Annotated in this window: 18 protein-coding genes; 8 read left to right on the forward strand and 10 right to left on the reverse strand. The window is 70.7% G+C overall.

Features of this window, described 5'->3' with window-relative positions; all coding sequences use genetic code 11:
* The first annotated feature begins 2,826 nt into the window (after nt 1-2,826).
* Complete coding sequence (gene sitA6, locus LXT21_RS09400; RefSeq protein WP_254037783.1) at nt 2,827-3,498, forward strand: SitA6 family polymorphic toxin lipoprotein; 672 nt, start codon at nt 2,827-2,829, stop codon at nt 3,496-3,498.
* A gap of 6 nt (nt 3,499-3,504) precedes the next feature.
* On the forward strand, nt 3,505-4,227 hold the full coding sequence (gene sitI6, locus LXT21_RS09405; RefSeq protein ID WP_254037784.1) for a SitI6 family double-CXXCG motif immunity protein: 723 nt from the start codon (nt 3,505-3,507) through the stop codon (nt 4,225-4,227).
* Between the two features lie 69 nt (nt 4,228-4,296).
* Here sitI6 and LXT21_RS45160 read toward each other — a convergent pair whose 3' ends face one another.
* The 7 genes from LXT21_RS45160 to LXT21_RS09440 all read right to left on the reverse strand — a co-directional run bounded on the left by LXT21_RS45160 (nt 4,297) and on the right by LXT21_RS09440 (nt 12,398).
* Complete coding sequence (locus LXT21_RS45160) at nt 4,297-5,322, reverse strand: hypothetical protein (protein ID WP_267145401.1); 1,026 nt, start codon at nt 5,320-5,322, stop codon at nt 4,297-4,299.
* A gap of 185 nt (nt 5,323-5,507) precedes the next feature.
* The gene (locus LXT21_RS09415) at nt 5,508-6,194 is read right to left on the reverse strand and encodes a YqiA/YcfP family alpha/beta fold hydrolase (protein ID WP_254037785.1); all 687 of its coding nucleotides are present in this window, start codon (nt 6,192-6,194) and stop codon (nt 5,508-5,510) included.
* Between the two features lie 50 nt (nt 6,195-6,244).
* The gene (locus LXT21_RS09420; RefSeq protein ID WP_254037786.1) at nt 6,245-6,595 is read right to left on the reverse strand and encodes a BP74-related protein; all 351 of its coding nucleotides are present in this window, start codon (nt 6,593-6,595) and stop codon (nt 6,245-6,247) included.
* A gap of 133 nt (nt 6,596-6,728) precedes the next feature.
* Nucleotides 6,729-8,009 carry a reverse transcriptase family protein gene (locus LXT21_RS09425; RefSeq protein ID WP_254037787.1) on the reverse strand — a complete coding sequence of 427 codons (1,281 nt, stop codon included), beginning with the start codon at nt 8,007-8,009 and terminating at the stop codon, nt 6,729-6,731.
* A gap of 165 nt (nt 8,010-8,174) precedes the next feature.
* Entirely contained in the window at nt 8,175-9,806 is a 1,632-nt protein-coding gene (locus tag LXT21_RS09430; protein ID WP_254037788.1) for an SWIM zinc finger family protein, read from the reverse strand.
* On the reverse strand, nt 9,803-11,752 hold the full coding sequence (locus LXT21_RS09435) for a gliding motility protein (RefSeq protein ID WP_254037789.1): 1,950 nt from the start codon (nt 11,750-11,752) through the stop codon (nt 9,803-9,805). The genes LXT21_RS09430 and LXT21_RS09435 overlap by 4 nt, the downstream gene beginning before the upstream one ends.
* 52 nt (nt 11,753-11,804) lie before the next feature.
* On the reverse strand, nt 11,805-12,398 hold the full coding sequence (locus LXT21_RS09440) for a hypothetical protein (RefSeq protein ID WP_254037790.1): 594 nt from the start codon (nt 12,396-12,398) through the stop codon (nt 11,805-11,807).
* A gap of 210 nt (nt 12,399-12,608) precedes the next feature.
* On the opposite strand from LXT21_RS09440, the gene LXT21_RS09445 reads away from it, so the two are divergent.
* The 4 genes from LXT21_RS09445 (at nt 12,609) to LXT21_RS09460 (ending at nt 19,906) form a co-directional block, all read left to right on the forward strand.
* Nucleotides 12,609-13,793 carry an AAA family ATPase gene (locus tag LXT21_RS09445; RefSeq protein WP_254037791.1) on the forward strand — a complete coding sequence of 395 codons (1,185 nt, stop codon included), beginning with the start codon at nt 12,609-12,611 and terminating at the stop codon, nt 13,791-13,793.
* A gap of 337 nt (nt 13,794-14,130) precedes the next feature.
* Complete coding sequence (locus LXT21_RS09450; protein ID WP_254037792.1) at nt 14,131-14,586, forward strand: bpX5 domain-containing protein; 456 nt, start codon at nt 14,131-14,133, stop codon at nt 14,584-14,586.
* A complete protein-coding gene (locus tag LXT21_RS09455; RefSeq protein ID WP_254037793.1) occupies nt 14,583-16,505 on the forward strand; it encodes a hypothetical protein in 1,923 nt (640 codons plus the stop codon). Before LXT21_RS09450 ends, LXT21_RS09455 begins: the two co-directional genes overlap by 4 nt.
* Entirely contained in the window at nt 16,505-19,906 is a 3,402-nt protein-coding gene (locus LXT21_RS09460) for a bpX6 domain-containing protein (RefSeq protein ID WP_254037794.1), read from the forward strand. The genes LXT21_RS09455 and LXT21_RS09460 overlap by 1 nt, the downstream gene beginning before the upstream one ends.
* A 10-nt stretch (nt 19,907-19,916) precedes the next feature.
* Here the strand turns inward: LXT21_RS09460 and LXT21_RS09465 are convergent, their stop codons facing one another.
* Complete coding sequence (locus LXT21_RS09465) at nt 19,917-20,606, reverse strand: response regulator (RefSeq protein ID WP_254037795.1); 690 nt, start codon at nt 20,604-20,606, stop codon at nt 19,917-19,919.
* A gap of 216 nt (nt 20,607-20,822) precedes the next feature.
* Here LXT21_RS09465 and LXT21_RS09470 point away from each other — a divergent pair, with 216 nt between their 5' ends.
* Together LXT21_RS09470 and LXT21_RS09475 are read left to right on the forward strand one after the other, a co-directional pair.
* A complete protein-coding gene (locus tag LXT21_RS09470) occupies nt 20,823-21,074 on the forward strand; it encodes a hypothetical protein (protein ID WP_254037796.1) in 252 nt (83 codons plus the stop codon).
* Nucleotides 21,075-21,195: 121 nt separating this feature from the next.
* Complete coding sequence (locus LXT21_RS09475) at nt 21,196-23,646, forward strand: PAS domain S-box protein (protein WP_256571481.1); 2,451 nt, start codon at nt 21,196-21,198, stop codon at nt 23,644-23,646.
* 9 nt (nt 23,647-23,655) lie between these two features.
* Here LXT21_RS09475 and LXT21_RS09480 read toward each other — a convergent pair whose 3' ends face one another.
* Both LXT21_RS09480 and LXT21_RS09485 read right to left on the reverse strand, forming a co-directional pair.
* Nucleotides 23,656-24,027 carry a response regulator gene (locus LXT21_RS09480; RefSeq protein WP_254037797.1) on the reverse strand — a complete coding sequence of 124 codons (372 nt, stop codon included), beginning with the start codon at nt 24,025-24,027 and terminating at the stop codon, nt 23,656-23,658.
* Between the two features lie 119 nt (nt 24,028-24,146).
* Entirely contained in the window at nt 24,147-25,286 is a 1,140-nt protein-coding gene (locus tag LXT21_RS09485) for a protein kinase domain-containing protein (protein WP_254037798.1), read from the reverse strand.
* Nucleotides 25,287-25,465 lie beyond the last annotated feature (179 nt).

Raw genomic sequence — 25,465 nt, forward strand, 5'->3', positions numbered from 1 at the left:
GCCAACGAGCCCGGCATCGTCGCTCCTCGTGACCGCGAGGAGCGTGGGTTGAAACAACTGCCAACGTCGCAGCGGCCAACGCCGTGGGAGTCGCTCCTCGTGACCGCGAGGAACGTGGGTTGAAACAAGTCCGGGGAATCAACGCTCGCCCGCGAGGGACAGTCGCTCCTCGTGACCGCGAGGAGCGTGGGTTGAAACACCGTGAAGGACCAGTCCGCGCTGCTGCCCAGTCGCTCCTCGTGACCGCGAGGAGCGTGGGTTGAAACACGACCTGCCGCGCCTCGACCGCGCCGGAGTACAGTCGCTCCTCGTGACCGCGAGGAGCGTGGGTTGAAACATGGGGTTCCCTGCCGAGGCAGGCGGCCGACTCGGTCGCTCCTCGTGACCGCGAGGAGCGTGGGTTGAAACCTCGGCGGGGGCGGTGTACGAGCCGGTCCAGAAGTCGCTCCTCGTGACCGCGAGGAGCGTGGGTTGAAACAGGAAGTACGGTTTGGCGCGCAGGTCCGCCACGAGGTTGCTCCTCGTGACCGCGAGGAGCGTGGGTTGAAACTGACGCGCGCCGCGCAGAACCCGCGCATCGTCGTCGCTCCTCGTGACCGCGAGGAGCGTGGGTTGAAACAAAACTGCCGCGGCGGCGCTCACGCTGTCGAGTCGCTCCTCGTGACCGCGAGGAGCGTGGGTTGAAACTCGTGGACCTGGTCGAGGCCCTGATGGAGCGCAGTCGCTCCTCGTGACCGCGAGGAGCGTGGGTTGAAACTCGCGGGCGTTGTAGTCGGCGCCGTCGGCACGGGTCGCTCCTCGTGACCGCGAGGAGCGTGGGTTGAAACTCGATGACGGAGCCAAACAGCCCCGCTGCCATGTCGCTCCTCGTGACCGCGAGGAGCGTGGGTTGAAACGGCTCACCGGCGAAGGCGATGACGTCCGGGCTGTCGCTCCTCGTGACCGCGAGGAGCGTGGGTTGAAACGGTGGGCCTTCGCCGCGCCGCTGCTGACTGAGCAGTCGCTCCTCGTGACCGCGAGGAGCGTGGGTTGAAACACATCGCCGCTTCGGGTGATCATCACGTTGTTCGGTCGCTCCTCGTGACCGCGAGGAGCGTGGGTTGAAACCGCTCGCGAGCGAGAGCAGCGCCCTTCGCTCCAGTCGCTCCTCGTGACCGCGAGGAGCGTGGGTTGAAACGGCAACGGTACCCCTCGACTACACCCTCACCGTCGGTCGCTCCTCGTGACCGCGAGGAGCGTGGGTTGAAACGTGACCTATCAGGGGGTGCTGGGAGGCTCGGAGGTCGCTCCTCGTGACCGCGAGGAGCGTGGGTTGAAACCACTCACGCCCGAAGCGCGCCCCCAGGGGCCCGCCAGTCGCTCCTCGTGACGGTGAGGAGCGTGGGTTGAAACGAGGGAGTGCCCTTCGCCGAGCAGGAGGGGCACCTGTCGCTCCTCGTGACCGCGAGGAGCGTGGGTTGAAGCCCCGTCGGGGGCTGGCGCGTCATCGACATCGCGTCGTCGCTTCTCGTGACCGCGAAGGGCGTGGGTTGAAACGAGGCGGGTGATGAGCCGGGCCGGGCGTACTACGTCGCTCCTTGTGACCGCGAGGAGCGTGGGTTGAAACCGTTCCCAGGTAAGTCGCCGCGACGTAGTCGGGTCGCTCCGAGTGACTGCGAGGAGCGTGGGTTGAAACGTCTCCATCGTCATCCTCACGATGGTGAAGATGAGGCGCTCCGCGTGACAGCGAGGAGCGTGGGTTGAAACTCGTTGGCCGTAATCAGGCCACCGAAAATATGGTCGCTCCTCGTGACCGCGAGGAGCGTGGGTCGAAACTATTCGCGGGTGTTGGGGTAGCCCGTAATTCCGCCAGTCGCTTCTCGTGACCGCGAGGAGCGTGGGTTGAAACGACGAGTTGCAAAAGTACGGGACTCACCTCGCGCTGTCGCTCCTCGTGACTGCGAGGAGCGTGGGTTGAAACAAGGTGTACCTGCCCACGGGGCACCTCGCGCCGTCGCTCCTCGTGACCGCGAGGAGCGTGGGTTTAAACGGCATCTCGTCGACCAACGGCGTCAACGACTACGTCGCTCCTCGTGACCGCGAGGAGCGTGGGTTGAAACACGAGCACGCGCGTTGTGCCAGCCGCAACCCGGTCGCTCCTCGTGACCGCGAGGAGCGTGGGTTGAAACCCTGGGTGGCAGGTGGCATCGGATGGCCGGAGCGTGTCGCTCCTCGTGACCGCGAGGATCGTGGGTTGAAACCTCCATATCACTGTTCCGGCGTGACAGCGTGTCGAGAGTCGCTCCTCGTGACCGCTAGGCGCGTGGGTTGAAACGAGAAGGACGTTGGCTTCCAGATGGGCCAGATGGTCGCTCCTTGTGACCGCGAGGAGCGTGGGTTGAAATCACAACATTCTCATCCTCGAGGCTGAGCCGGTTGGGTCGCTCCTCGTGACCAGGAGGAGCGCGGGTTGAAACGCAGACGGCGCTATGCGAGTCGTAGCGAAGCGTCTGTCGTCGCTCGACGTGGCGGCGGGGAGCATAGGTTGAAACGGTGGTCATTGACACCTTTGGTGAACGCGATGTCGTCGCTCCTCGTGACCGCGAGGAGCGTGGGTTGAAATCAGCACGCTGGGCAGATGCACTGAACAAGAAGGTCGCTTTGGGCAACCGGGAGAAGCGTGGGTTGAAATGACGATGTCCTCAAGTCGCTCAATGGGCGCTAAACGCTCCTCGTGGCAGAGCGGCGCTTGATGCCAAGCCAGTTTCTGCGCGAGGGGTATGCAATACCCCAGGTGCTGCCCTCACCCGACGCGACGACAGACCGGAGTGATAGGCCTCGAGGTCTATGCCAAGACTTCGTGCCTTCTGGCTTTCGCTGATCGTCGTGTCCTGGATGGGCTGCTCGACCAACGGAAAGCCTCCCATGCAGCTGGCATGGGAGAGTGCTGAGGTGGAGTGCGAAGACCCTCGGGAGGACCGATGCGTCGTCCTTCTCTGCGCCGAGGATGCCTGCGGTTTCTTCCCCTGCGAGGACAGCCCACGGACTGTCGAACTGGCACGATTTCCACCCGCCAGACCGCCTGTGGCCGCCGCTGCTCCGGGTGGGGGACCTCGGAGGAATTGGGGTGGAGCCCAGAAGCTCCCTCGCGGTGCGCTCATGACGTTCCCCAACTGGAACGGGGCACCCGAACAACTCATCCCTCCTTCACGACAGCTCTCGACGGGGCGATGGGAAAAACACCACCTCTTCCCCCAGGAAGAGGAGCTTCGTCTGTGGTTCGAACAAAGAGGGGCCAAGATCCACGACTACACCATGCCGATTCCGCGTGACCTTCATCAGCGGATTCACAGCACGGGAGGTCGCGGAGGTCCGTGGAATGAAGCCTGGCGAGAGTTCAAGAAGAACAATCCGAGGGCTCCGCCGAGGGAGATCTTCAAGCATGCAGGAGAGCTGATCTACCGGTTTCAGCTCATGGGAGGCCCGATTCAGCCCTACTATGCCAAGCCAGGAGCATGAGGACGAATGACCCGTTTCTACTGGGTGGACGAGGACATCGAAGTCGCCAGGAAGTATGGCGGAGAGGCGCATGGCTCGCCGCGGTGGGCGCTCCCTGGCCTGATGCAGTGTCCTGCTTGCGGAGAAACGTGGAGCGATGTCGGCCACCACTTCCCTGGCGTCGACCTGACCGCCCTTCCTCAGCGGCGCGAGTTCGAAAGAGCCAGACCTGAGCCCTTCCCTGAGTTTGTTCGCCTGCGGGAGTTGGTCCGTCCCCTTGTTCCGCCCGAGGAGGCACTTCCTCCTGGCGCTGGCTTTGGGCCTTTGGTGGGAACTGCTGTGGGAACGTTCCCTGCCTTTGCCTGGATCATCGAGGTGCTGCTCATCCGGGCTGAAGTGCTGGGCCAGCTCCATGCCCAGGGAATGAGGAACCTCCAGGGACATCCCACGGCGCTTCGGTCTCGGCGCAATCCGCCACCCGAGTTGCTGGAACTGCACGTGCTCCCGCGCGGGCGACTTCATGGCGATTGCCTTCCGCCAGATGAACCTCCTCCGTGCCCCACTTGTGGCTGGTTTGGCCTCCGTCGACCCGAGGAGCCCATCCTGGACGAGGCTTCCCTCCCCTCGGACATGGAGCTGTTCCGCGTGGGCAACTTCGCCACGATGGTCATCGGCACGGAGCGCTTCAAGGACACCGTCGAACAGCTCGGCCTCGATGGCCTCACCTTCCTCGAGGTCCCCACTCGCTGAGCCACAACGACAACGAGGAGACCCTGCTCATCGCGGGGCCTCCTCGCGGGTTCTTGGACTCGAGTCGCCTCAGAACTTGAACAGGCTCGACACGCCGTCCTTGATGCTCTTGCCGACGTCCTTCGCTCCGTCCGCAATCTTCTCACCGACGTCCTTGGCGCCCTCGGCCACCTTCTCGCCGACGTCCTTGGCTCCCTCGGTGACCTTCTCCTTCACGTCCTTCACGGCCTCTCCCACCTTGCCGTTCGTGACGTTGTCCACCGTGTTCTTCAGCTTGTTGAAGTCGATGGTGTACGTCGTCCCCACTCCCACGCCCAACCCCAACGCCGCCTTCGCCTTCGCTCCAATCGTCAGCTTCCCATCCTCGAACGCGAACTTCCCATCCACCGCCGCCCCCACCCCTGCAATCGCAGTCCCCGTCACCGAGCCACCCACCGGACCGAACTCACCCTTCGCCGTCGCGCTCGCCTCCGCACCCACCAGCGCGCCCGCCCCCGCCTCCACGCCGACGTCCCCATCCTTGAGGTTGAAGTCCGCCTTCGCCTTCGCATCCGCGTTGGCTCCCACCAACGCCTCACCGTGCACCCCGCCGTAGACCTTCCCGTCCACCTTCCCCAACCCGATGTCCTTCAAGTCCTTGCCGAACCCCGCATCCCCTCGCAGGCTCGCCAGGTTCGCCTCCGCTCCCGCCCTGCCTCCAATCTCCCACGGCATGATTCGATAGGACGCGTCACCCTGCGCCTCGAGCGCGCTCGCCTCGAACTGCGCTCCCGTCCCGCTCTTGTCGAACCCCGTGCCCGTCTTGAACTCGGCCACGTCCTTCTGCCAGGACACGTAGTTGCCACTCTCGTTGCCCGCCACCTGCCCAGGCCCCGAGTTGCCCTTCGTCACCTGACGCCCATCCTTCTTCGCCGCGCTGGCGTCCGCCTTGTCGCCCTTGCGCGAGTCCAGGAAGATGTCCTGCCCCCACTGCCCATCCAGCTTCGTCTCCGGCTGGTGCTTGTCGATGAACCCCTTCTTCCCCGCCGCGGAGTCAGCGCCGGAAGTCGCAGGGGAGGATGACGGAGGGGGGCGGGGGGACTGGGCGACGCGCATGGGAGCTCTCGGGGGACCGCGGGGGCGAGGGCGGCTAGAGCACAGCCCATGCCAGGGGTTCCGACACCCCTCGCGCCACCGTCCCTCCTCTGAAGCCACCCACCCGGGAGCACCCCGCCGCCCCCTTCTCCTGATGACGGGAGCCATCACCCCTGATGGCGAACGTCACCAGACCCGCCGCGCCCTCACACGCCCCAGGGGCGCAGGAACGTCGCCGTCTGCTCGAGGATGAAGGGCAGCGACGCCGTCAGCTCGTGCCCGTCGTCCACCTCCACCAGCTTCACGTTGCGACGGCCCTCCGCCCACTGGCGCGAGTTGGCGATGTCACACGTGTCGTCCGCGCGCCCGTGGATGAGCAGCGTGGGCACTCGCACGTCGGGCCAGTTCCCCAGGCGCTCGTCCAAGCGCTGCGCGTCCTCGACGAAGCTCCAGTGGACTTTCGACGTGCGCTTCTCCACGAAGTCCTCCGTCGGAATCCAGCCCGACGTCCGCCAGTGCTCCCAGAACGCCTCGCCCATCCGCTTGCGCAGCTGCGTCACGATGTGGAACGCCGGCGCCATCAACACCAGGCCACACACGCGCGCGTCCTCCGCCGCGATTCTCGCCGCCGTCAGCCCTCCCAGGCTCGAGCCCAGCAACACCACCCGGTCCTGCTGGCCACCCAGCGCCGCTCGCACCGTGTCGGTGATGGCGCTCAGCTTCAGCTCCTCGAACGAGGGCACCCGCAGGTTCAGCCGCTCGATGTGGATGCCCAAGGGCTCGAAGTGACGGCTCAATGCCAGACCCTTCGTCGAGTTCGGTCCGGACGCGAAGCCATGCAGATACATGAAGCGAGGAGCCAGGGGCACGGGCACTGGAGGTAGGTCGCTCATGGCCGTCACTGTAACGTCGGCCCCGGCCCCCGGCTCACTTGATTACCGCGTCACTTCACCTCGCGCGCGAGCCTCGAGTCCCACGGGCACCAGTGGCCGCCGGGAAGGAACGCGCCTCCCGCCTCGTCCAGGTGGTCCTCCACGTACACCATGTTCGCGTCGCAGACCTCGATGGCCATCTGGAAGAAGCGGATGGTCGACGGGTCCAGGTGGAACGAGAACTTGGGGTTGTACGGCTGGGTCCGCTTGATGATGCGCCCATGCACGTGAACCTCGTTCCGCTCCTCGCCGGAGAGAATCTTCCGGGCGTGGGCAATCGTGTTCTCGTCCGTCAGCTCGATGATGAACTCGACACCGGGGGAGCTCGGCTGCGTGAAGGCGAAGCGGGCGGCGTTGGCCATGGGGCAACTCCTGTGAGGGTGAGGAGCGCCGATGTAGAAGCCTGACAACTCCCGCACCACCCGCCCGCAGGGCAGGTGTGCAGAAGCAGTGGGTTCTCAGGGCTCACCCGCTGCCTTTTCGACAGCGGGCCAATCACCCTCGCGGCTTGCGTCGCCTCGCGAGACGAGCTGCGTGCTCCGGATTCAACATCTTCACGTACGCCAGCATCCCGTCGATGCGCGCGCGCTGCTTCGCGTCCCCACCGTCCTCCTGGTGAATCATCGCCCGCAGCTTCCGCCGCTCCTCGCGCGACAGCCCGAGCCCCGCGTTCACCGTCACGCCCGTGACGCGCTGCCGTCCCCCCTTCCGCTGCACCCGCGTCTTCGCGGCGTTCACCTCGAAGCCCTCGTCCTTCACGTACCTCGCGGCGAGCGCTCGCACCTTCTCCAGCGCCCCCACGTCATCCCCGGAGAACGTCAGGTCATCCGCGTAGCGCGTGTATGTGTATCCATACCGCTTCGCCAGCCCCGCGAGCCTCCGGTCCAGGCGCATCACCACCGCGTTGCACAGCCCGGGGCTCGTCGGCGCGCCCTGCACGCACGCTCGCGGCCCCACTGGCACGTGGAACACCGACCCCTCCACCTCCACCGGTTGTCGCTCCGCCTCCGTCATCAACACCGACAGCGTCGCCGCCACCGGATAGCCATACCCCAACGCGAGCAACAGCCCGCGCACCCGCCCCACCGTGACGGAGGGGAAGAAGTCCTTCACGTCCAGCTTCAACACCACCCGGCGCCCCACGTGCGGCGCGGCGCCCGTCTTGATGGAGCGCCCCGACACGAAGCCGTGCGCGTGCTCGCTCTGGGGCAGCTTCGCCACCAGCAACGTCAGGAGCCGGCGCTGCAAGGCCTTGAGCTTGCGCTTGGGCGCATGGAGCCGCCGCGTGCCTCCCGAGCGCTTCGGCACCGAGAACGTCACGTAGTGTGACACCCGCTCCCGGACCCGGTGCGTCGCGTAATGCCGGAGCTGGCCCACGGTGAGCTCCAGCGCCGCCGCGATGTCCTCCTCCGTCCGCCATACCGGCAGCCCGTAGCGCGTCAGCTGCGCCTCGTCCGTCAGCAGGTCGCGCACGTCGCGGTTGCGCGTGCGGAACGTCGTGGAGAAGAAGCGCCTGGCCTCGCCTCGCGTCAACAGCCGCTCGCGTCCCGGCTTGTAGACGCGCTTGCCCTTGGGCAAGAGCCGCGCGTCCCGGATGATTTCGCGCCGGTGTCCGGGCTTCAGCGGGCCCGAGGTGGCCACGGTCTCCCGCACCCTGTCCGCCGCGCGGCCGCTCGCATCACGCGCGGAGGCGTCGAGCCGCGAGACGTCTCGCGTCACCGGCTTGGGGGTGAAGAGCCCCTTGAACCAACCCAGCGTCGAGTCGAACCAGCTCATGGTGCTCCGGGAGGGGCCAGGGGACGACCTGCGAGGCGCTGGACCCGGGGCTCCCTGCGTTCCGTACGCAGGGACCCTGGAGAAGAAGTGGGGACAAAACACCGCCGCGGCGAAACACCACGGCACCGACGGCTCATCTGTGAGCCCCAGCCCTTCCCGTGAGCGTCACCGGTTATCGTCATCGCCGCCGTCCTCGTCAAGCGTCTCGCCCTCGTCCTCGCCGTCCTGCTCCCGCCGGGCCCCGGCGCCCTCGGCCTTTGCCTGTCGGAGGGCCTCGAGCGCGGCCTCCGAGGGCGCCGCCGAGCTCGCCCGCTCCTGACGCCGCGTCTTCGCCAGCCGCAGCAGCGCGAGCAGGTGCGCGCATGGCCCGTGGTTCATCAGGTGCTCGCGGAAGAACTCGCACTTGCACGTGCCGAACAGCAGCCGGTCCTCGTCGTTCAGCACCAGCTCCACCGCGGGCTCGGTCCCCACGCTCCCGTGCACCACCCAGTCGCGGTGCACGACTTCGCGCAGCACCGGGCCCTCGGGGGTCGGCAGCTTGCGCACCTTGCGCGTCTCGCGCACGTCCTCGCTCGTCACGCGCACCTGGCCCGCCGCCGTCAGCCGCTCCGCCTCCTCGCGCCTCGGGTCCGGCGGATACATCCGCCCCAGGTCCACCGGCGTCGCGAACAGCTCACGGTGCCGCCAGCGCCGCGCCTCGACGTCGAACATCACCCGGCCCGCCGCGCACTGCGCCGCCAGCGCCGTGGCCACTCGCGCCTTGTCCGCTCCCAGGGCCTGCGTGACTTCCTCCGTGGACGCGTGGAAGCGCTCGCGCAAGAGGCCGAGCACGCGCTGCGCCAGGGCCTCGTCCCGCTCGGGCTCCAGGAGCAGGTCCATCCCCGCCGTGCCCGTCCACCGGTTCGCCGTCCATCCAGACAGCCCCAGCACGAAGCGCACGCGGGGCCCCAGGTGCACGCTGTAGAAGTGCGGCAGCGCGCGGCCCTTCAGATAGACATCCACCGAGTCCGCGTATGGCAGCAGCGGCTCCAACAGCCGCAGCCGACGCCGTCCCCACGTGCGCACCGTGCGCGGCTCCGTGTGGCCATGCACCGCGCCTCGCAGCGGCACCCCTTGCTCCCAGGGCTCCAGCACCAGCCTCGCGTCCTGGTCCGGCGTGAACTCGTACCGCAGCGCTCGCGGTGACACCCGCGCCTTGGTGAAGGTGAGGAAGCGCACGGCGGCGAGCAGGTCCACCGGACGCACCGTCAGCTTCGTGCCCGGCATCGCCATGCCGCCCTGCAGTTGCAGGAAGCCGCGCACCCAGTCGTCCGGCACCTCTACCTTCTGCTCGAAGCGTCCGCCCGCGCCGCCGGTGCGCACCTCGAAGCCCTCGGCGCCCACGCGCAGGTGCGTGTCCCGGCTCGTGCGAAGCTCGCCCAACGCGGACCACAGCCACGCGGTGAAGTCCACGTTCGTCGTGCCGCAGGCCACCTCACCCTCGGGCTCGAAGCTCTCGCGGTCCACGATGACCAGCCCGTACGCGCTCTGGTCCTGGCTGAACGCCTCGAAGAAGACGCGGTCCGGATGCACGGTGATGATGGGGTCCAGCACTCCCCCCAGCTGCGTCCACTCGTCCGAGTGCCAGATGAGCTGCCCCAGCGCCTGCAGCGCCAGCCGCAAGGGCAGCACGTCCCGGGCCACCTTCGCGTGGAAGCGCACCGGCCGGTGCTGGTCCACCGACAGGCCCAACAGCGCGCGCTCGCGGGTGGACTCGAAGACGGAGGGCGTCGCGTACAACAGGCCGAGGGTCGTCACGAGTGGACCTCCCGCGGGGGCGCGGAGAAGACGCGGGGTGTCTCGGCGGGGCCTCGCAGCTCGGGCCAGCGTTGCAGCACCTTCGCCAGCACCTCCACCAGCTCCTCCTTGGGATAGCGCTGGTCGGGCAGGGCGAAGGCGTCGCGCATCCGGGAGAGCAGCCTCCGCGCCGTGTCCACGTCATGCAGCGCCGCGTTGGTCAGCGCGGTGAAGGCCATCATCCGCGTGCGGCGGTGCAGGGGACGCAGCAGCGCGGCCTGGAGCACGTCCGTGTTGCCCGCGGCCAGCTCGCGAGCGCGCGGTGAGTCGCGACCGAGCAGCCGGAACGCGAGCGCCTGCACGTGAATCTGCGGCGACTCCAGCAAATCTCTCACCGCGCGCGGGTCCGCGAGGTAGAGGTCATCCGAGCGCATGAGCAACAGCCTCGCGAGCCGGTTCTGGGACAGGAGCCGCTTGTCCGCCCAGATGGCGTACGCGGGGATGGCCCCGAGCACGTTGGCGGCGCGGCGCGCGAAGACCCCGTCCTCCTTCGGCAGCTCCTCGTAGTGCGTGGCGAGCGCGTCCAGGACGCGAATCCACTCGCGCTGACGCTTGTTCCCCGAGTGCGCGGGCAGGGCCTGTGTCGCGGCGCGGCTCGCGAGGAAGTCCAACAGCTCCTCGTCCCGTCGCTCCAGCGCGCGCCCCACCAGCTCCGGGGACGACGAGTGCCAGCCGGAGGACACGTGCATGCGGAACGGTCCGCGCAGCAGCTCCGGGAAGCGCGCGTACAGCATCACCGCCGTGGTGTCCGTCAGCGGCAACACGCGGGTGATTCCGAGGCCGGGCTGGTTCCACTCGCCGCCCGTGCCCGCGACCTGGAGCAGCCGCCCGCGCGTCACCGTCGGGTCCGCCTTCGCGTCGTGCAACAATGAGAGCACCTCCTGGTCGAAGGTCTCCGCCGTCGCCGACGTGCGCAGCGCCGTGCCCCACACGTCCTCCCAGCCACGCACCCGGCACAGCTCCAGCAACTCCGGCAGCCCCTTCGCGTTCTTGCGCTTGCCCCGGAAGCCGTAGCCCGACCAACGCGGGAAGACCGCGGACAGGTGCGCGAGCAGGTAGGGCACCACGTCGCGCCCCCGCTTCTCCGCCAGCTCCACGAAGACCTCCGCGGCCCCCTTCGGCGCGCTGTCCGGGTGGCGCTCCTCCAGCGCGCTCACCAGCGCCTGTGGGTCCTTCACCGACTGCGTGAGCGCGAACACGTCCGCGCGCCACGCGTCCTCGGTGACGAGCCGGCGATAGATGGCCCAGGCCAGCTCGGTGTCGCCGCGCGCGAGCAGCCGCTCCCGCAGCGTGGTCCACATCGCGTGCTGCTTCTCCTGGGGAACCCACGGGCCCCACGCGAAGGGCAGGCGTTGACGGATGAAGGGACGGGCCAGCTCCGCGTCCACGTCATCCAGCGCGAGCGCCGTCGCCTCGTCGAGGCGCCCCGTCTCCACGTCCAGCTTGCTCAGCACCCGGTGCCGGGCCGCCCGGGTCCTCGCGTCGCCAAAGCGCTTCGTGACGTCCTCGCGCCAGCGCGCCTCGGCCTTCTTGTTGCCCAGGCCCTGCTGTCGCCACTCGTACAGCCGGCGGAAGACCTCCACGTCGTCGAAGCGGTCCGCGTCCGCGAGCCACGTCTCCAGCGCGGCGGCGTTCTCCCCCTGCCAGGGGTCCACCCACTTCCCGTCCGCGGTGAGGTTGCCCACCCTCAACCACGACAGGATGAGCGGGCGGAACAGCACGCGGTCCCTCACGTGCAGCGATGGGCCCCACAGCCAGGAGAACTCCCGGAACCAGGGCCGCTGTGCGAGCGCCTCCAGCTCCGCGCGCAGCTCCGCGTTGGAGTATCTGCGCGCGAAGGTGCTCCGGATGGCGGCGTCCATCTCCCGCGCCTCGCGTCGTCTGCGCTGCTCCCAGCTCTCGCTCACACGCGGAGGTCTACACCGTCCGGCCACGGGCGCGCACGAGGGAACGTGGCGCTCAGAAGCGGACGACGGGCCCGACAATCACGGACTGGAGGAGCTTGGCGCACTCGTTCACCGACTCGCGCGAGAACTTCACGTCGCAGAACTGGAACGCGGTGGCGGCGGAGATGCCCCAGCGCGAGCTGAACCAGCCATCCACGCCCACCCGGAAGGCCATGCTCGTGGTGTCCACGTTCTTGCGCAGGAAGGTGCCGAACTCGTCCGGCGCGAAGGTGCTGCCCCAGCTCTTCGACAGCCGCGCGCCGACCCACGGGTTGATGGGCTTGTCCCGGAAGAAGCGCAGCCGCGCCTCGATGCCCACCGCCTTGTAATCCAGTTGCGTCCGCTCCAGGCGGTCCTGCCTGGCCGCGTCCCGCAGCTCGTTGCCCCACGTCTCCGAGACTTCCGCGAGCAGGCCGATGGACAGCCCCGGCGGCGACTCCACGCCCAGGTAGCCGTGCAGCGCGGGGCCCTTCGCGCGCAGGTCGCTCAGGTGGTCCAAGGTGATGCCCGCTCCCAGGGACGCGTAGCCATGCCAGCCGTCCGCCACCGCTTGCGTGCCCACGCCGAGCACCCCCACCAGCGCCACCCACTTCGACATCTTTTTCATGGAACCCAGTCTATGTCCGACCTGGCGCCGGGGCATGAAGAGGTGTGCGGTGTCATGAAGGGCGGCGGCTCGTCACGGAGGCGCCCCCGGCCGGCGACCTGGCCATTCCTCTCGCGCTGGAATCCCGGCACCGCGAGGCAGGCGGGTGTCGACTGGCGGGTGTCCGGAGACTCTTCGCGCCGGCCAAGTCCGGCGGTTAGGCTTTGCCGCATGTCCGTCTCTTTCGAAGCCGCGGCCGGCGCCGTCCGCGATGCCCTCTCCGACGCGGGTCGGGGGCTCGTCGAGCGCGAGGCCATGGTGGAGCTCATCGCGCTGTCCGCGGTTGCAGGTGAGCACCTGCTCGTCATCGGGCCTCCGGGTACCGCCAAGAGCGAGGCCGTCCGTCGCACCGCTCGCGCGCTGGGCGGCTCCTACTTCGAGTACCTCCTGGGCCGCTTCACGGAGCCCTCGGAGCTGTTCGGTCCGGTGGACCTGCGCAAGCTGCGCGAGGGGCTGGTGGAGACGCAGACCACGGGCATGTTGCCGGAGGCGGACGTCGCGTTCCTCGACGAGGTCTTCCTGGGCTCCACCGCCATCCTCAACACGCTCCTGGGGTTGCTCAACGAGCGGACGTTCCGGCGGGGGCACACGCGGATGAAGTGTCCGCTGCGCGTGTGTGTGGGCGCGGCGAACGCGCTGCCGGAGGACGAGTCGCTCGCGGCGTTCGCGGACCGGTTCCTGGCGCGCATCTTCGTCGAGCCCGTGCCGGACCCTCGATTGGAGGACCTGCTCACGGGGGGCGCGATGCCGTGGGATTCGGAGGGGGGGCGGTGGGTCTCGTTGGAGACGCTCGATGTGCTCTCGCAGGCGGCGCGTGAGGCGGACCTCGCGGGTGTCCGGCCGCAGCTGGCGCATGCGCTGCGCTCGTTGCGCGCGGCGGGGCTGGGGTTGTCGGACCGGCGCGCGGTGAAGGCGCAGCGCCTGGTGGCCGCCGCGGGAGTGCTCGCGGGACGCTCCGTGCCCACGGCCTCGGATTTGTGGCCGCTGGTGTACGTGGTGCCGACGAAGGAGGGACAGGCGCTCGCGCGCGATGTGCTGCGGGAGGTGCTGGCCTCGTCGGAGAACCCCGCGCTCGCGGCGGCGGCGCTGGAGGCCAGTGCCGGTCCCCGGGCGCGCGCGCAGCGGTTGGCGCAGGCGGGGCAGGCGCTGCTCGCCGAGCGGCCCTCGACGGATTCGGCGGAGGCGCTCGCGGTCTGGCGTTTGAAGCTGGAGGGCGTGGCGCGGGAGATGGACGCGAGCTTCGCTCCGGAGTCGCTGAGTGATGACCTGAAGGTGCTGCGCGCGGGGCTCACGGAGGCGCTCGCCCTGAATGGGGCGGTGGCTTCCGAGACGGTGGCCCGGGTGCAAGGGGTCTGAGGCGCACCGAGGGGTCTTCACACCCCGGTGCCTGTGGGCCGCGTGTGTGTCGAGGCATGGACAGGCGCGGCGTGACGCGGGTGCTCGCGGGAGCCGCTGTGGGTGGACCGGAGTGCTCGTGGTGGACGGGGCGAGGCATATGTGTGGTGGAGCAGCGACAGGTGCGGTGGGATGCAGGGCGCCTCGCTGGTGCGGCAGGCTCGTCCCCGGTGTTGCTCGCCGGAAGGCGCGCGCGGTGGAGCACGGACATGCGTGGTGAGTCACGGGGCGCTTCACCGATGCGGCGGGCTCACCCTCGGTGCTGCTCGTCGAATGGCGCGCGCGGTGGAGCAGGGACATGAGTCGTCAGATTGAGGGCGCCCTGCCGGTGCGGTGGGGCCCTCGCGCGCAGCCGCTGGAGCCGCTGGCCGTGGTGGGCGTGGGGGACGTGGCCCATGCGCTCGCCCGGCGTGTGCTCCTGGAAGATGACGCGCGGCTCTCCTCGTGGAGTGGTGTCTCGGGGCGGGGCGTGCTCGTGCTGCTGGGCGCCGCCGAGTCCCTGCCTTGGGTGGATGGCGTCACGTACCTGGGGCGCGAGGTCTCCGCGCCCTCGCTGCTGTTGCCGTGTGCGCTGGCTCCCGAGGTGCTGGTGTCCGTGCTGGAGCGCGCGCTGCTCTCGCGCGTGGAGGTCGGGGGAACGCCGTTGGCCGTGTTGCCATCGGGGCCGTGGTTGCTGTCGGTCGCGTCGGCCCGGCCCGTGCACCGCGCCACGCTCGCCGCCTGGCTCGCGGATGAGGAGGGCGGGGCTTCATGAGCGCGCTGCCTCCCTCGCTGAGCCCCTGGGCCGAATCCCTGTCGCTGTTCCCCGAGCCCCTGTCGCTCCACGTGGGCGCGTATGTGGCGCGACTGGCCGCGGCCGTGGGTGGGATGCGCTCGCGCTCCAACGTGGAGGGCGGTGAGCCGGAGGGTTATGACGGGCTGTCCCGGCGCGGCTCGTTTGATCGGCTGCTCGTCAGCGAATGGCTCTGGGCGCTGGAGGCTCCCGAGGAGCTGGTGCGTCGCGCCGCCTTCGGAGAGCTCTCCTACCTGAAGCCCTCGTTCCGACAGCCGCAGGGCGCGCGTCGCACGGTGGTGTTGCTGGACGCGGGGCCGGACCAGCTCGGCAACCCGCGCATCGCGCATCTGGCGTTGCTCATCGTCATGGCTCGCCGCGCCGAGGCCGCGGGCGCGGCGTTCACCTGGGGCGTGCTCCAAGCGCCTCCTCCGAAACAGCGCCCGTACTCGGAGGTGACGTCGTCGTTGGTGCTGTCCTGGCTCGGCGCGAGGGACGTGGCGCCGCCCTCGGAAGCGCAGCTCGCCGCCTGGCGTGAGGCCCTGGCGTTGGAGGCCACCCCGGAAGATGCGTGGCTCGTGGGGGATGCTCGGCTGGCGCGGCTTCCGAGCGCCCGCGGGTTGTCTCGCGTCGAGGTGGGCGAGGTGATGGAGCCCGGTGAGCGCAAGCTCCAGGTGGACGTGCGTCCCGCGTCGCGTGAGACGCGCTCGGTGGTGTTGGAGTTGCCGCCCGCGGACGACTGCATCCGGCTCTTGCGAGACCCGTTCCAGGCGCGCGTCGCGAAGCCCGTGGTGCGCCTGTCCGAGGACCGACCCACGTCGTTCCACTTCTCCGCGGAGGGCCGCCGGCTGGTGACGTTCCACGCGGATGGCAGTGTGTCCGCGATGGCCATCCCCGCCTCGCCGATGGCCACCCTCCCCAAGCCCCGACGCATGAAGGTGAAGCCGAACCAGACGGTGCTGGCCGCGGGCTGGCGACCGAATGGTGGGCTGCTCACGTTGATGGAGCGCGAGGACCGCTACGTGCTCCACGGCACGCTGTCGCAGCCGCGCATCCATCGAGGCGTGGGCTCGGCCGAGGTCATCGGCGGGTGGACGTCCGGATATGCGCCCACGTTCCCCTCCGCGACTCCAGGTCCGGGGCGACTGTTCTCGTGGCGAGACAGGGGCCGTCACGAGATGGTGCTGCTGCTGACGCGCACCGGTGGGCTCTTCCTGGTGTATCGCGTCGAAGCCGAACAGCGCGTCGAGATGGTGGCGCTCGACTACCCGGTGACGGCGATGGCGGAGGTGGGCAACAAGCTCGTCTACATCCGTGGCGGCGCGAAGGTGCCCGTCAGCTCGCGCCTGGAGCGACTGAGACGCGAGCCCCCGCAGTGGGGCGACAACGGCAAGCCGGTGTTCGTGCTCGCGCCGCAGGAGGACGCGCCCCCGCCTCCGGCCCGGACGTCGTTGCACGTCATGGGCACCTGGGACGCCGAGGACGTGGTGCTGAACGTGAAACAGGGCGAGGCCTGTTTCGGTTGGGCGCGTGATGTCCCGGTGGTCCAGGGGATGGGGCTGCTCGCGGCGCGGCATTCGTCGACGGTGTGGCGGATGTTCCTCGCGGACCACCATGTGGACATCGCCGTGCCGGAGGGCGCGCGCGTCGTGGGCACGGGGGTCTGCCACTTCGTGGAGAACCAGGTGGGACTGTTCGTCCTGGGCGCGGACCAGCGCACGCTCCTGTGGCTGACGGGGAAGCGCGAGTTCGTGTTGACGAAGGCGTCGGATGGGGTGACGCACGCCGAGGTCAGCCACGCCGGGCCGCTGCTCGCGTGGCTGACGCGGAGTGGGGAGTTGGTGGTGATGGAACTGACGCTGGGGCGGGTGCTCTATCGCGCGACGACGGGAGGGAGGTGATGCGGACGCGTCCTTCGACCTCGCCACGTCAGCACCTGCATCGGGGCACGGTGAGCGCCGTGGCGTTCTGGTTCGACCCGGTGCTGCTCTCGGAGGACGAGGCGCGTCGGCGGGTGATGTCGCTGTGGGCGCCGGGGGCTTGCGTGCTGTGGGTGGCGGAGGGGTATCTGCTGCGCCTGCCCGTCTCGCGTCGCTGTGATGCGGGGACGAGCCCGGGCCTCGCGCTCACGCTGGAGCGGGGGGTGCTCGTCTCGGCGCCTCTGTCGTCCGCGGAGTGGGAGCGGGTGGAGGCGCGGCCGGGCTCGCTCGTGCTCGTGCGGGGCGGACAGGCCTGGGTGTATCCGGTGACGGGCGCGCTGCCGGTGGACGTGTCCTCGTGGCTCGATGTGTCGGCGTGGACCGTGGTGCCCACGCGGGGCCTGGGGGCGCCACCTGCTCCCGTGGTGTCCGCGGTGGAGCCGAAGGCGCCGCTCACGCGGGCCTTCTTCGGCTCCGCGGTCCCTGAGTTGTCGACGGAGGCGAAGGAGGTCCTGGCGCGCATGCAGGGGCGCGTGGTGGAGGCTCCTGTGGTCGTGAAGCCTCTGGGCTGGCGGGAGCGGCTGCGCGCGGCCCTCGGGCGGGGTGGTGCGACGGCGCGCGGTGGCTTGCTGTCGCGGCTGCGCGCGGCCCTCGGGCCCGGAGATGCGGCGCGGCCTGATGGGTTGTCGCGGCGGCGTGAGGGGGATGGCTCGGCGTCTGGTGCGGGAACGCGTCCGGGTGTGCTGTCGCGACTGCGCGCCGCGTTCGGTCGAGGCAAGGACTCCGGCTCCGGTGAAGGGACGGGTCCCGGCATGCTGTCGCGACTGCGCGCCGCGTTCGGTCGAGGCGAGGACTCCCGCTCCGGTGAAGGGACGGGTCCCGGCATGCTGTCGCGACTGCGCGCCGCGTTCGGTCGAGGCGCTGCTTCCGAGGGTTCTCGGCCGGGTGGGTTGTCGCGTCTGCGCGCGCTCTTCGGTCGAGGAGAGGGCGCTCGTCCCGGTTCGACGTCGAGCGCACCCGCCGCTGGGCGCGAGGCCTCGACGGGGTGGTGGAGTCGGCTGCGCGCCGCCTTCGGCGCAGGTGCGGGTGGCGCGGAGGCACGTGACCCATCGGCGTTGGCTCGGGCCTCCGGTGAGAGCACGGGAAGCTGGCTCGGCCGGTTCGCCGCGTGGCTCGGGCGCGGTGTCACCTCGAGCGAGGGCTCGCACCGTGATGCTCTGTCCACCTCCAGGAATCCATCCTGGTTGGGTCGATGGTTGTCATCCCTGTTCTCCTCGGTCGAGGACGCGCAGCCCTCGGGGACCAGCACCGGCGCTCGCGCCGAGGCTCCCGGTCCGCCTCCCACGCCTCCGGGCCCGGGCCTGCTCTCGCGCCTGTCCCGATGGCTCACCCACCAGTCGCCGCTGAGCCACCTGCTCCTGCGTCGCAAGGCGGATTACCTGCGCCGCCTGTTCGAGATGTTCGAGGACGGAGACCTGCAATCGGCCCTGCGCCATGCCGTGCCGCTGGGCGCGGGTGCTCCCGACGCGAACACCCGCGAGGCGCTCGGACTGCCGGGCCCTCGCGAGAAGCTCACGCTGCAACTCGGACCCCGAGGTCCCGCCACCACCTTCGCGGGCGGCGAAGACCTCTACGAGGCGCTGCGCCAGCGCTACCGCGCGGCCTTCCAGCGCTTCGAGCGCGAGGGCCGCATCGACGAGGCCGTGTTCGTGCTCTCCGAGTTGCTCGGCGCGCACGCGGAGGCCGTCGCCTTCCTGGAGAAGCACGGCCGCTTCCAGCTCGCCGCGGAGCTCGCCGAGGGCCGCGCCCTGGACCCGACCATCGTCGTGCGCCAATGGTTCCTCGCGAAGGACCCCCAGCGCGCGGTGGCCATCGCCCGACGCAGCGGCTGCTTCGCGCACGTGGTGGTCCGGCTGGAGCGCACGCACCCCGAGGAGGCCCGCGCGTTGCGGCTCCTCTGGGCGCAGGAGCGCGCGGACGCGGGCCATTGGGCGATGGCCGTGCATGTCATCTGGCCCGTGGTGGAGCAGCGGGAGCTGGCGCGCGAATGGCTGGAGCGCGGCGTCGAGGTCGGTGGCGGCATCGGCGCGCACCTGCTGGCCCGCTGGGCCTGCGCGCTCCCGGACGGCCTGTCCTCCACGCACGCTCGCGTGGCGGCCCTGCTGGACGACGAGACACCCCAGGGCGCCCAGGAGCGGCTCACGTTCGCCGAAGCCCTGTCCCAGGAGTCCGTCTCCGCCGCGCGCGCGACGCTGCTCCAGCCCACCGTGCGCGCCCTGCTGAAGGACCGCGCCGCGGGCCGCGCCCACGTCACCGTCGAGCTCCTCGAGCGACTGCTCAAGGAGCTGCTCGACGGCGCCTTGCGCGCGGACCTCCCCACGCTGCCCACGCAGCGCCTCGCGGCCTGGGGCTCGGACCCGAGCCTGCCTCCCGTCGTGGCGTCCGCCTCGCTCGCCGACGCGGGGCCTCACCTCATCCACGACGCCGTGGTGCTGTCCGGCGGCCGCGTGCTGCTCGCGCTGGGCGAGGCGGGCGCGGTGCTGCTCAACCCCGAGGGCCGCAGGCTCGCGCACCTGGATGTCCCCGCCTTCTCGCTGGTCGCCTCGCTGCACGCAGACCGCGTGCTGGCCCTGGCGCCCCGGGGCGAGCTGCATCGCGTGTCCCGCGTCGACGTGATGTCACGCAAGGCCACGCACTGGTGCGACCTCGCCATGGAGAGCTGGGCGCCCACCTACGACGGCGGGAGCTGGTTCGTCGTGTCCGGCCACACGGTGATGATGCTGGACGCCCAGGCCCCCGACGCGCGGGCCCTGTGGCGCGTGGCGGAGGTGCCCGGCACCGTGCGCTCCCTCGCCGTGGACGATTCGTGGCTGAGCTTCACCACCAGCCACCTGGAGCGCTGGACCTACGAGCTGCACAACGGCCCCACGCTGCGCGCGCGCGGACCGCTGGTGTCGGGGCAGGCGGAGCAGGTGCTGGGGCTGCGCTCCTGCGCGCTCACCCCGGACGGCGAGGCCCGCGCGGCCGTGCTCAGGGTCGACGATGGAGGACCCCTGTTCCGCCGCGTCGACTGGCTGTGGCTGCCACCCACCATCCCCCGTCAGGCCACGCCGTGGGTCTCCGACGCGGAGCTCGGCGAGCCCGTGCACCAGGTCCTCACCCCGACGTGGCGCGCGGAGGTGGTGCGCTGCCTGGAGGGCTGGGACGCGCGACTGCTCGACGCCCGCGGTGTCCTGCGCGCCCGGCTCACCCTCACCTTCGAGGGAGACACGCCGCCGCGCGTCCGGCTGGGCCACTCGACGCTGCTCGTGTACGACGTGCACGGCCGCGTGCTGTGTCTGGACCTGGTGCACGGCACCGTGCGCCACGTCATCGCCACGTGACGACGCGCGCTCAGGAGTGGGTGAGCAGGCCCGGCGGCAGGTCGACGGAGGTGGCGCGCAGCACGCGCGCCTCGTCATCCACGTCCAGCACCACCCGCACACCTTCGACGCAGACGAGCAGCGCGGGGGGCGTGCCCGGCAGCGCCATCAACCACGTGGACGCCATGGGCAGCTCGGTGCCCACCAGCTCCGCGGCGCGCAGCAGGTGCATGCGCACCGAGTGGGCCACCGGCGCGGGCAGCAGGCGCAGCGGCAGGGACACGTCCTCGCGCAGCTCCAGCGCATACGTGCCCGAGGGCTCGCGCGCGGGAATCTCCTCCGCGAAGCGCAGGCGCGAGCGCACCGCGCCCATCATCGACTCGGGCATGGCGGGCTTGTGCAGGTAGCCCACCACGCCGCCCAGCGGCACCTCCTGGCCGTGCAGCGCCTCGGAGAACATCAGCACGTTCAGGTGCCGCAGCCGCGCATCCGTGCGCAGCTGCCCGTACAGCTCCCAGCCATCCATGCGGGGCAGCATCAGGTCCAACAGGATGAGGTCGGGGTGCCCGGCGCGCGGGTGGGTGCGCAGCCAGTCCAGGGCCTCCACCCCGTCCGAGGCGTGGCTCACGGCGACGCCCTCCGCGTGGGCGGCATCGGCCAAGCGCTTCCGCCAGGAAGGGTCGTCCTCGACGAGCAGGAGGTGGCGTACGGAGTGAGACATGAGGGATGGGGGGGAAATGACCCTGTCTAATTAGCGCGCGCCACCTTTTCGCGCTCGCGACGGGCCCATCCTCCCGTTGGCTGGAGGACAGCCCGCCGCAGGACGCGCGGCGGCTCACGGGGAATCCAGATTCGTGGAAGTTGGAAACGAACGAGTGCCTTGGACCCCAGGCACGTCTTGTTCCAGGGGGCGCAGGTGGTCAACCTGACATGGACCATGGCACTGCGACTCCAGCTCATGCCCGAGGCCTTGTGTACGCTCTCCGAGTGTTCCGCGCCGGTCCGGCAGCAGCTCCAGGGGGAGCTGGCCGCGCTGGCCGCGGGGCTCCCGCTGGAAGGTCCCTTGTCTCCAGGACAGGCGGGCCTGGTGGTCCTGGGCTCGGGCTTCCGCGTCCACTACCTGCTGGAGCAGGAGCACCGCCTGCTGCGGCTGACGGAGGTCACCGCGCCCACCTCCCCGTGGGGGTGAAGGACGGGGCGTGAAGTGTGGGCTGGATGGCGCAAGCCATCTGGGCGGTTGTCCGGACCCGGGGAGTGACCTAGACCCAGGGGCCTCCCCCCTGTGCCCGGAACCCCACCCCGACACGCCCTTGCCCATCCCCCTGGCTGATTTCCTGCTGAAGCACCGTGACGCCATCATGTCGGCCTGGGAGGAGGAGGTGCGCTCCATCCCCGCCGCCAAGGCGCTGGCGGGCCCCGCGCTGCGCGACGGCCTGCCCCGGTTGTTGGAGACCCTCGCGTTGATGATGCGCGAGCCCCGGCCGGAGCTGGCCTCGAGGCTGGGCGCCATCAGCGACCACCACGCCCTGGAGCGGCTGGGAGAGGGCTTCGACCTGCGCCAGGTGGTGGCGGAGTACCGGCTCCTGCGCTCGTGCGTGCTGGGCCTGTGGTCCTCGCGCGAGGGCGCCACGGCGCGGCCGGAGGAGGAGCGCGTCTTCCACGAGGCCATGGACGAGGCGGTGGCCGCGTCCGTCAGTCGCTACACCCGCGCGCGTGAGCGCACGCTCCAGGCGTTGGACCGCATCAGCACCGCGGCGCTGGGCAGCCCCGACGTGGCGGGCTTCCTGCCCCGGCTGCTCCAGGTGCTGCGCGAGACGGTGGTCGCGGTGGACGTGGCCGTGGTGCTGCTGCGCGAGGGCGACGACCTGCTGCGCGTGGAGAGCGGCGTGGGCGAGGGCGTGGACGTGGGAGGCCGCGTCCCGGTGGGCCAGGGCTTCGCGGGCACCATCGCCGCCACCCGGCAGCCCCTGCTGGTGCACGACGCGAGCAGCGACCCCCGCGCCCACTCGGACGTGGTGCGCACCTCCGACGTGCGCGCGCTGTACGGCGTGCCGCTGGTGCTCGACGACGCGCTCATCGGCGTGGCGCTGATGGGCAGCCGCGCCACCAGCGAGCTGTCGGAGGAGGACTTGCTGTTGTTCCGCGCGATGGCGAACCGGGCCACCGCGCTGCTCGCGCAGGCGCAGGCGCACGCCCGCGAGCGCGAGGCCCACGCGGAGGCGGAGGTGTCCCTGGTCCGGCTGCGCGAGAGCGAGGCGGGCCTGAGGCGCTGGGAGGAGGTCTTCTTCCGGCTGGGCGTGGGCGTGGTGGTGGTGGCCGGCGAGCACGACGTGCTGCTGGACGTGAACCCCGCCTTCGCGCGCATGCACGGGGCCACGCCGGAGGAGCTGGTGGGCAAGCCGCTGGAGACCGTCATCGCCCCGGAGGCGCGCGGCATGCTCCCGCGTCACGCGGCCGCGGCGCGCTCCAAGCCCTCGCACGAGTACGAGTCCTTGCACCTGCGCAAGGACGGCAGCCGCTTCCCCGCCTTCACCCACGTGACGGCCTTCCGCGACGAGACGGGCAAGGTGGCCCAGCGCGTGGCCACGGTGATGGACATCACCCAGCGGCGCGCGGTGGAGACGGACCGGCAGCGGCTCTTGTCCACCATCGAGTCGGAGCGCGCGCGGCTGGCCGCGGTGCTCGAGCAGCTCCCCGCGGGCGTGGTCATCGCGGACGCGGCCAGCGGCCGGCTGGCGCTCGCCAACCGGCAGGTCTCCGCGCTCACCGGGCGCCCGTTCCAGCCCATGTCCCACGTGGACACCTTCGCGGGGGACTACGGCGCCTGTCACCTGGACGGGCGTCCGTACGCGGCGGACGCGTGGCCCTTGTCGCGCAGCCTGCGCACGGGCGAGGTGGTGCAGGGCGAGGAGGCGATGCTGCGGCACGAGGATGGCCGCTCGATGACGGTGCTCGTCTCCAGCGCGCCCATCCGCGACAGGGAGGGGGACATCATCGCGGGCGTGGCCACGCTGACGGACGTCACCGAGCGCCGCCGCGCCCAGGAGGCCGCGCTGCAGGCGGCGCGCTTCGGCGAGCGGCTCATCGCCATCGTCAGCCACGACTTGCGCAACCCCCTCAACGCCATCCACCTGTCCACCACGCAGCTGCTCCACAGCGAGGCCCTGCCCGAGCGCGAGCGCCGGCTCGTCACGCGCATCGCCCGCTCCAGCGCGCGGATGACGCGGATGATTTCGGAGCTGCTGGACTTCACGCGCGGCCGGCTGGGCGGCGGCATCCCCATCCACCGCACGGCGGGGGATTTGCGCGCCGTGGTGCGCCAGGGCGTGGAGGAGCTGGAGGCCGCGTGGCCGGAGCGCACGCTGCGCGTGGCGGGCGGCGCGGGGCGCTACGAGGGACAGTGGGACGCGGACCGGCTGCTGCAGGTGGTGAGCAACCTGGGCGGCAACGCGCTCCAGTACAGCGCGGCGGAGGTGCCCGTCACCCTCACGCTGACGGACCAGGGCGACACGGTGGTGCTGGAGGTGCACAACCCCGGCGAGCCCATTGCCCCGGACGCGCTGCCCCACCTGTTCGACCCGTTCCGCCGCGCGACGCACAACCACCCGGTCAGCGGCAACAGCGGGGGCCTGGGCCTGGGGCTCTACATCGTCGAGCAGGTGGTGAAGGGCCACGGGGGCCACATCGAGGTGACGTCCACCCCGGAGGCCGGCACGGTGTTCCGGGTGACGCTGCCGCGCGCGCCGCCTCCGCCGGCCTGAGCGCGCTTTTCAGCCCTGCGCGCTCACCACGCGGGCCAGCGTGGCGCGCAGCTCGGTGAGGTCCACCGGCTTGGGCACGGTGCCCTGGATGCCCTCGGGCATGGCCTGGTGGTTGCCCGCGCCGGACACGACGACGACGGGGACCTCCCGCAGGCGATCATCCTCGCGCACGTGGCGCATCAGCTCCCAGCCGCTCATCACCGGCATCATCAAGTCGAGCAGCACCGCGTCCGGACAGGGCGGGCGTGACAGGCGCTCCAGCGCGGACTGGCCGTTGCCGGCCGTCTCCACGGCGAAGCCCTCCAGGGTCAGGAACTCCTCCAGGAGCTCCCGGCTGTCGACGTGGTCTTCCACCAGGAGGACGAGGCTGGGCGTGCACATGGAGACTCAGCCTCGTACCGGCGTCCGACATCCGCCAGCCGCGGCGCGTCGAGACGTCCTGGCGTGGACGTCCCGGGTGTCCGCCCGTGAACATCGAGGGCGTCGGAGGTGGGCGCCGCTCAGCTCGCGGGGTCCTCCTCCGGCAGGAGCCTGTCCTCCAGCACCTCCTCGGGGGACTCGCCCGCCTGCACGCGCAGCGCCGCGTAGCGCAGCCCCGTCACCTCCGCGAGCGCCTCCGCCCGGCCGAAGACCAGCCCCGCGCGGCGCGCGTACAGCCGCAGGGCCCGCGCCAGCTCCGCGCCCGTGGCGAAGCGCTCCTCGCGCGCCGGCGCCAGCGTGCCCCTCAGGAGCGACTGGAAGGCCGCCGGCACCGCGCGCAGCGCGTCCTCCAAGTCGTCGTGTCCGTAGGCGCGGATGCGGCGGCGCAGCTCCCGGGCGGCGGCCAGCCCCACCGCGTTCTTCATGGCGTCCTCCAGCGCCTCGCCGGCGTCGGACGGCGGCTGGGTGAGGGCGCGCTCGTGGTGGTGGCGGCGCTCGGCCTCGAAGCGGTCCGCGCCCTCGAAGAGGTGACGGCCGGTGAGCAGCTGCAGCAGCACCAGCCCCAGGCCGAACAGGTCCGCGCGGCCGTCCAGCGGCTGGCGCGCGACGTGCTCGGGCGCGGCGTAGGCCAGGCTCACGGGCGGCGCGGCGCGCGCGGCGTCCCCGGAGAGCACGGAGGTGGCGGCGCCGAAGTCGAGCAGCTTCACCGCGCCGTGCTCGGTGACCAGGATGTTGTGGGGCGCCACGTCGCGGTGGACCACGCGCAGGGGGTGGCCGTGCTCGTCGGTGAGGGTGTGGGCGTGGTGGAGCGCCTCGGCGATTTCGGCGGCGACGTAGAGCGCGAAGCCCTCCGAGAAGGGCAGGTGCGAGCGGGCGGACGCCTCCAGCAGCGAGTCCAGCCGGTGGCCGGGCGTGTGCTCGAAGACGAGCACCGGCGTGTCGTCCGGGCCCTTGAGGTGGTGCACGGAGACGACGTTGGGGTGGTGCAACAGCGCGCTGAGCCGGCCCTCCTCGAGCAGCCGGTGGATGGCCGCGTCGTCCTCGCCCAGCGGGCGCTTGATGACCGCGTAGCCGCAGAAGTCCGCCTCGTAGCGACGGCGCGCGAGCAGCAGCTCCCCGTGGTGCGCGGCCCCCAGCGACTTCACGAACTCATACGACGCGCGGCCGGAGCGCAGCAGGACTTCCGGAGGCATGGAGGCGTCGGACGACGGGGGCGACATGGGCGGCTCTCCTTGCGACGGCGATGGGCCCGATGGGCCCGTGGGCTCACCTCGAAAAGTATGTTCGTCCTCCGGCTGGAAGTCACCCCATGGGTAGTGCGTGCCCCGTCCACCGCGGCTGGCTCCGAGCGCTCGTTCCTGTCGCGCTCCATCCGTCCGCTGAGGGTGGAGGCCGTGTC

The sequence above is a fragment of the Myxococcus guangdongensis genome, assembly GCF_024198255.1.
Lineage (GTDB): Bacteria > Myxococcota > Myxococcia > Myxococcales > Myxococcaceae > Myxococcus > Myxococcus guangdongensis.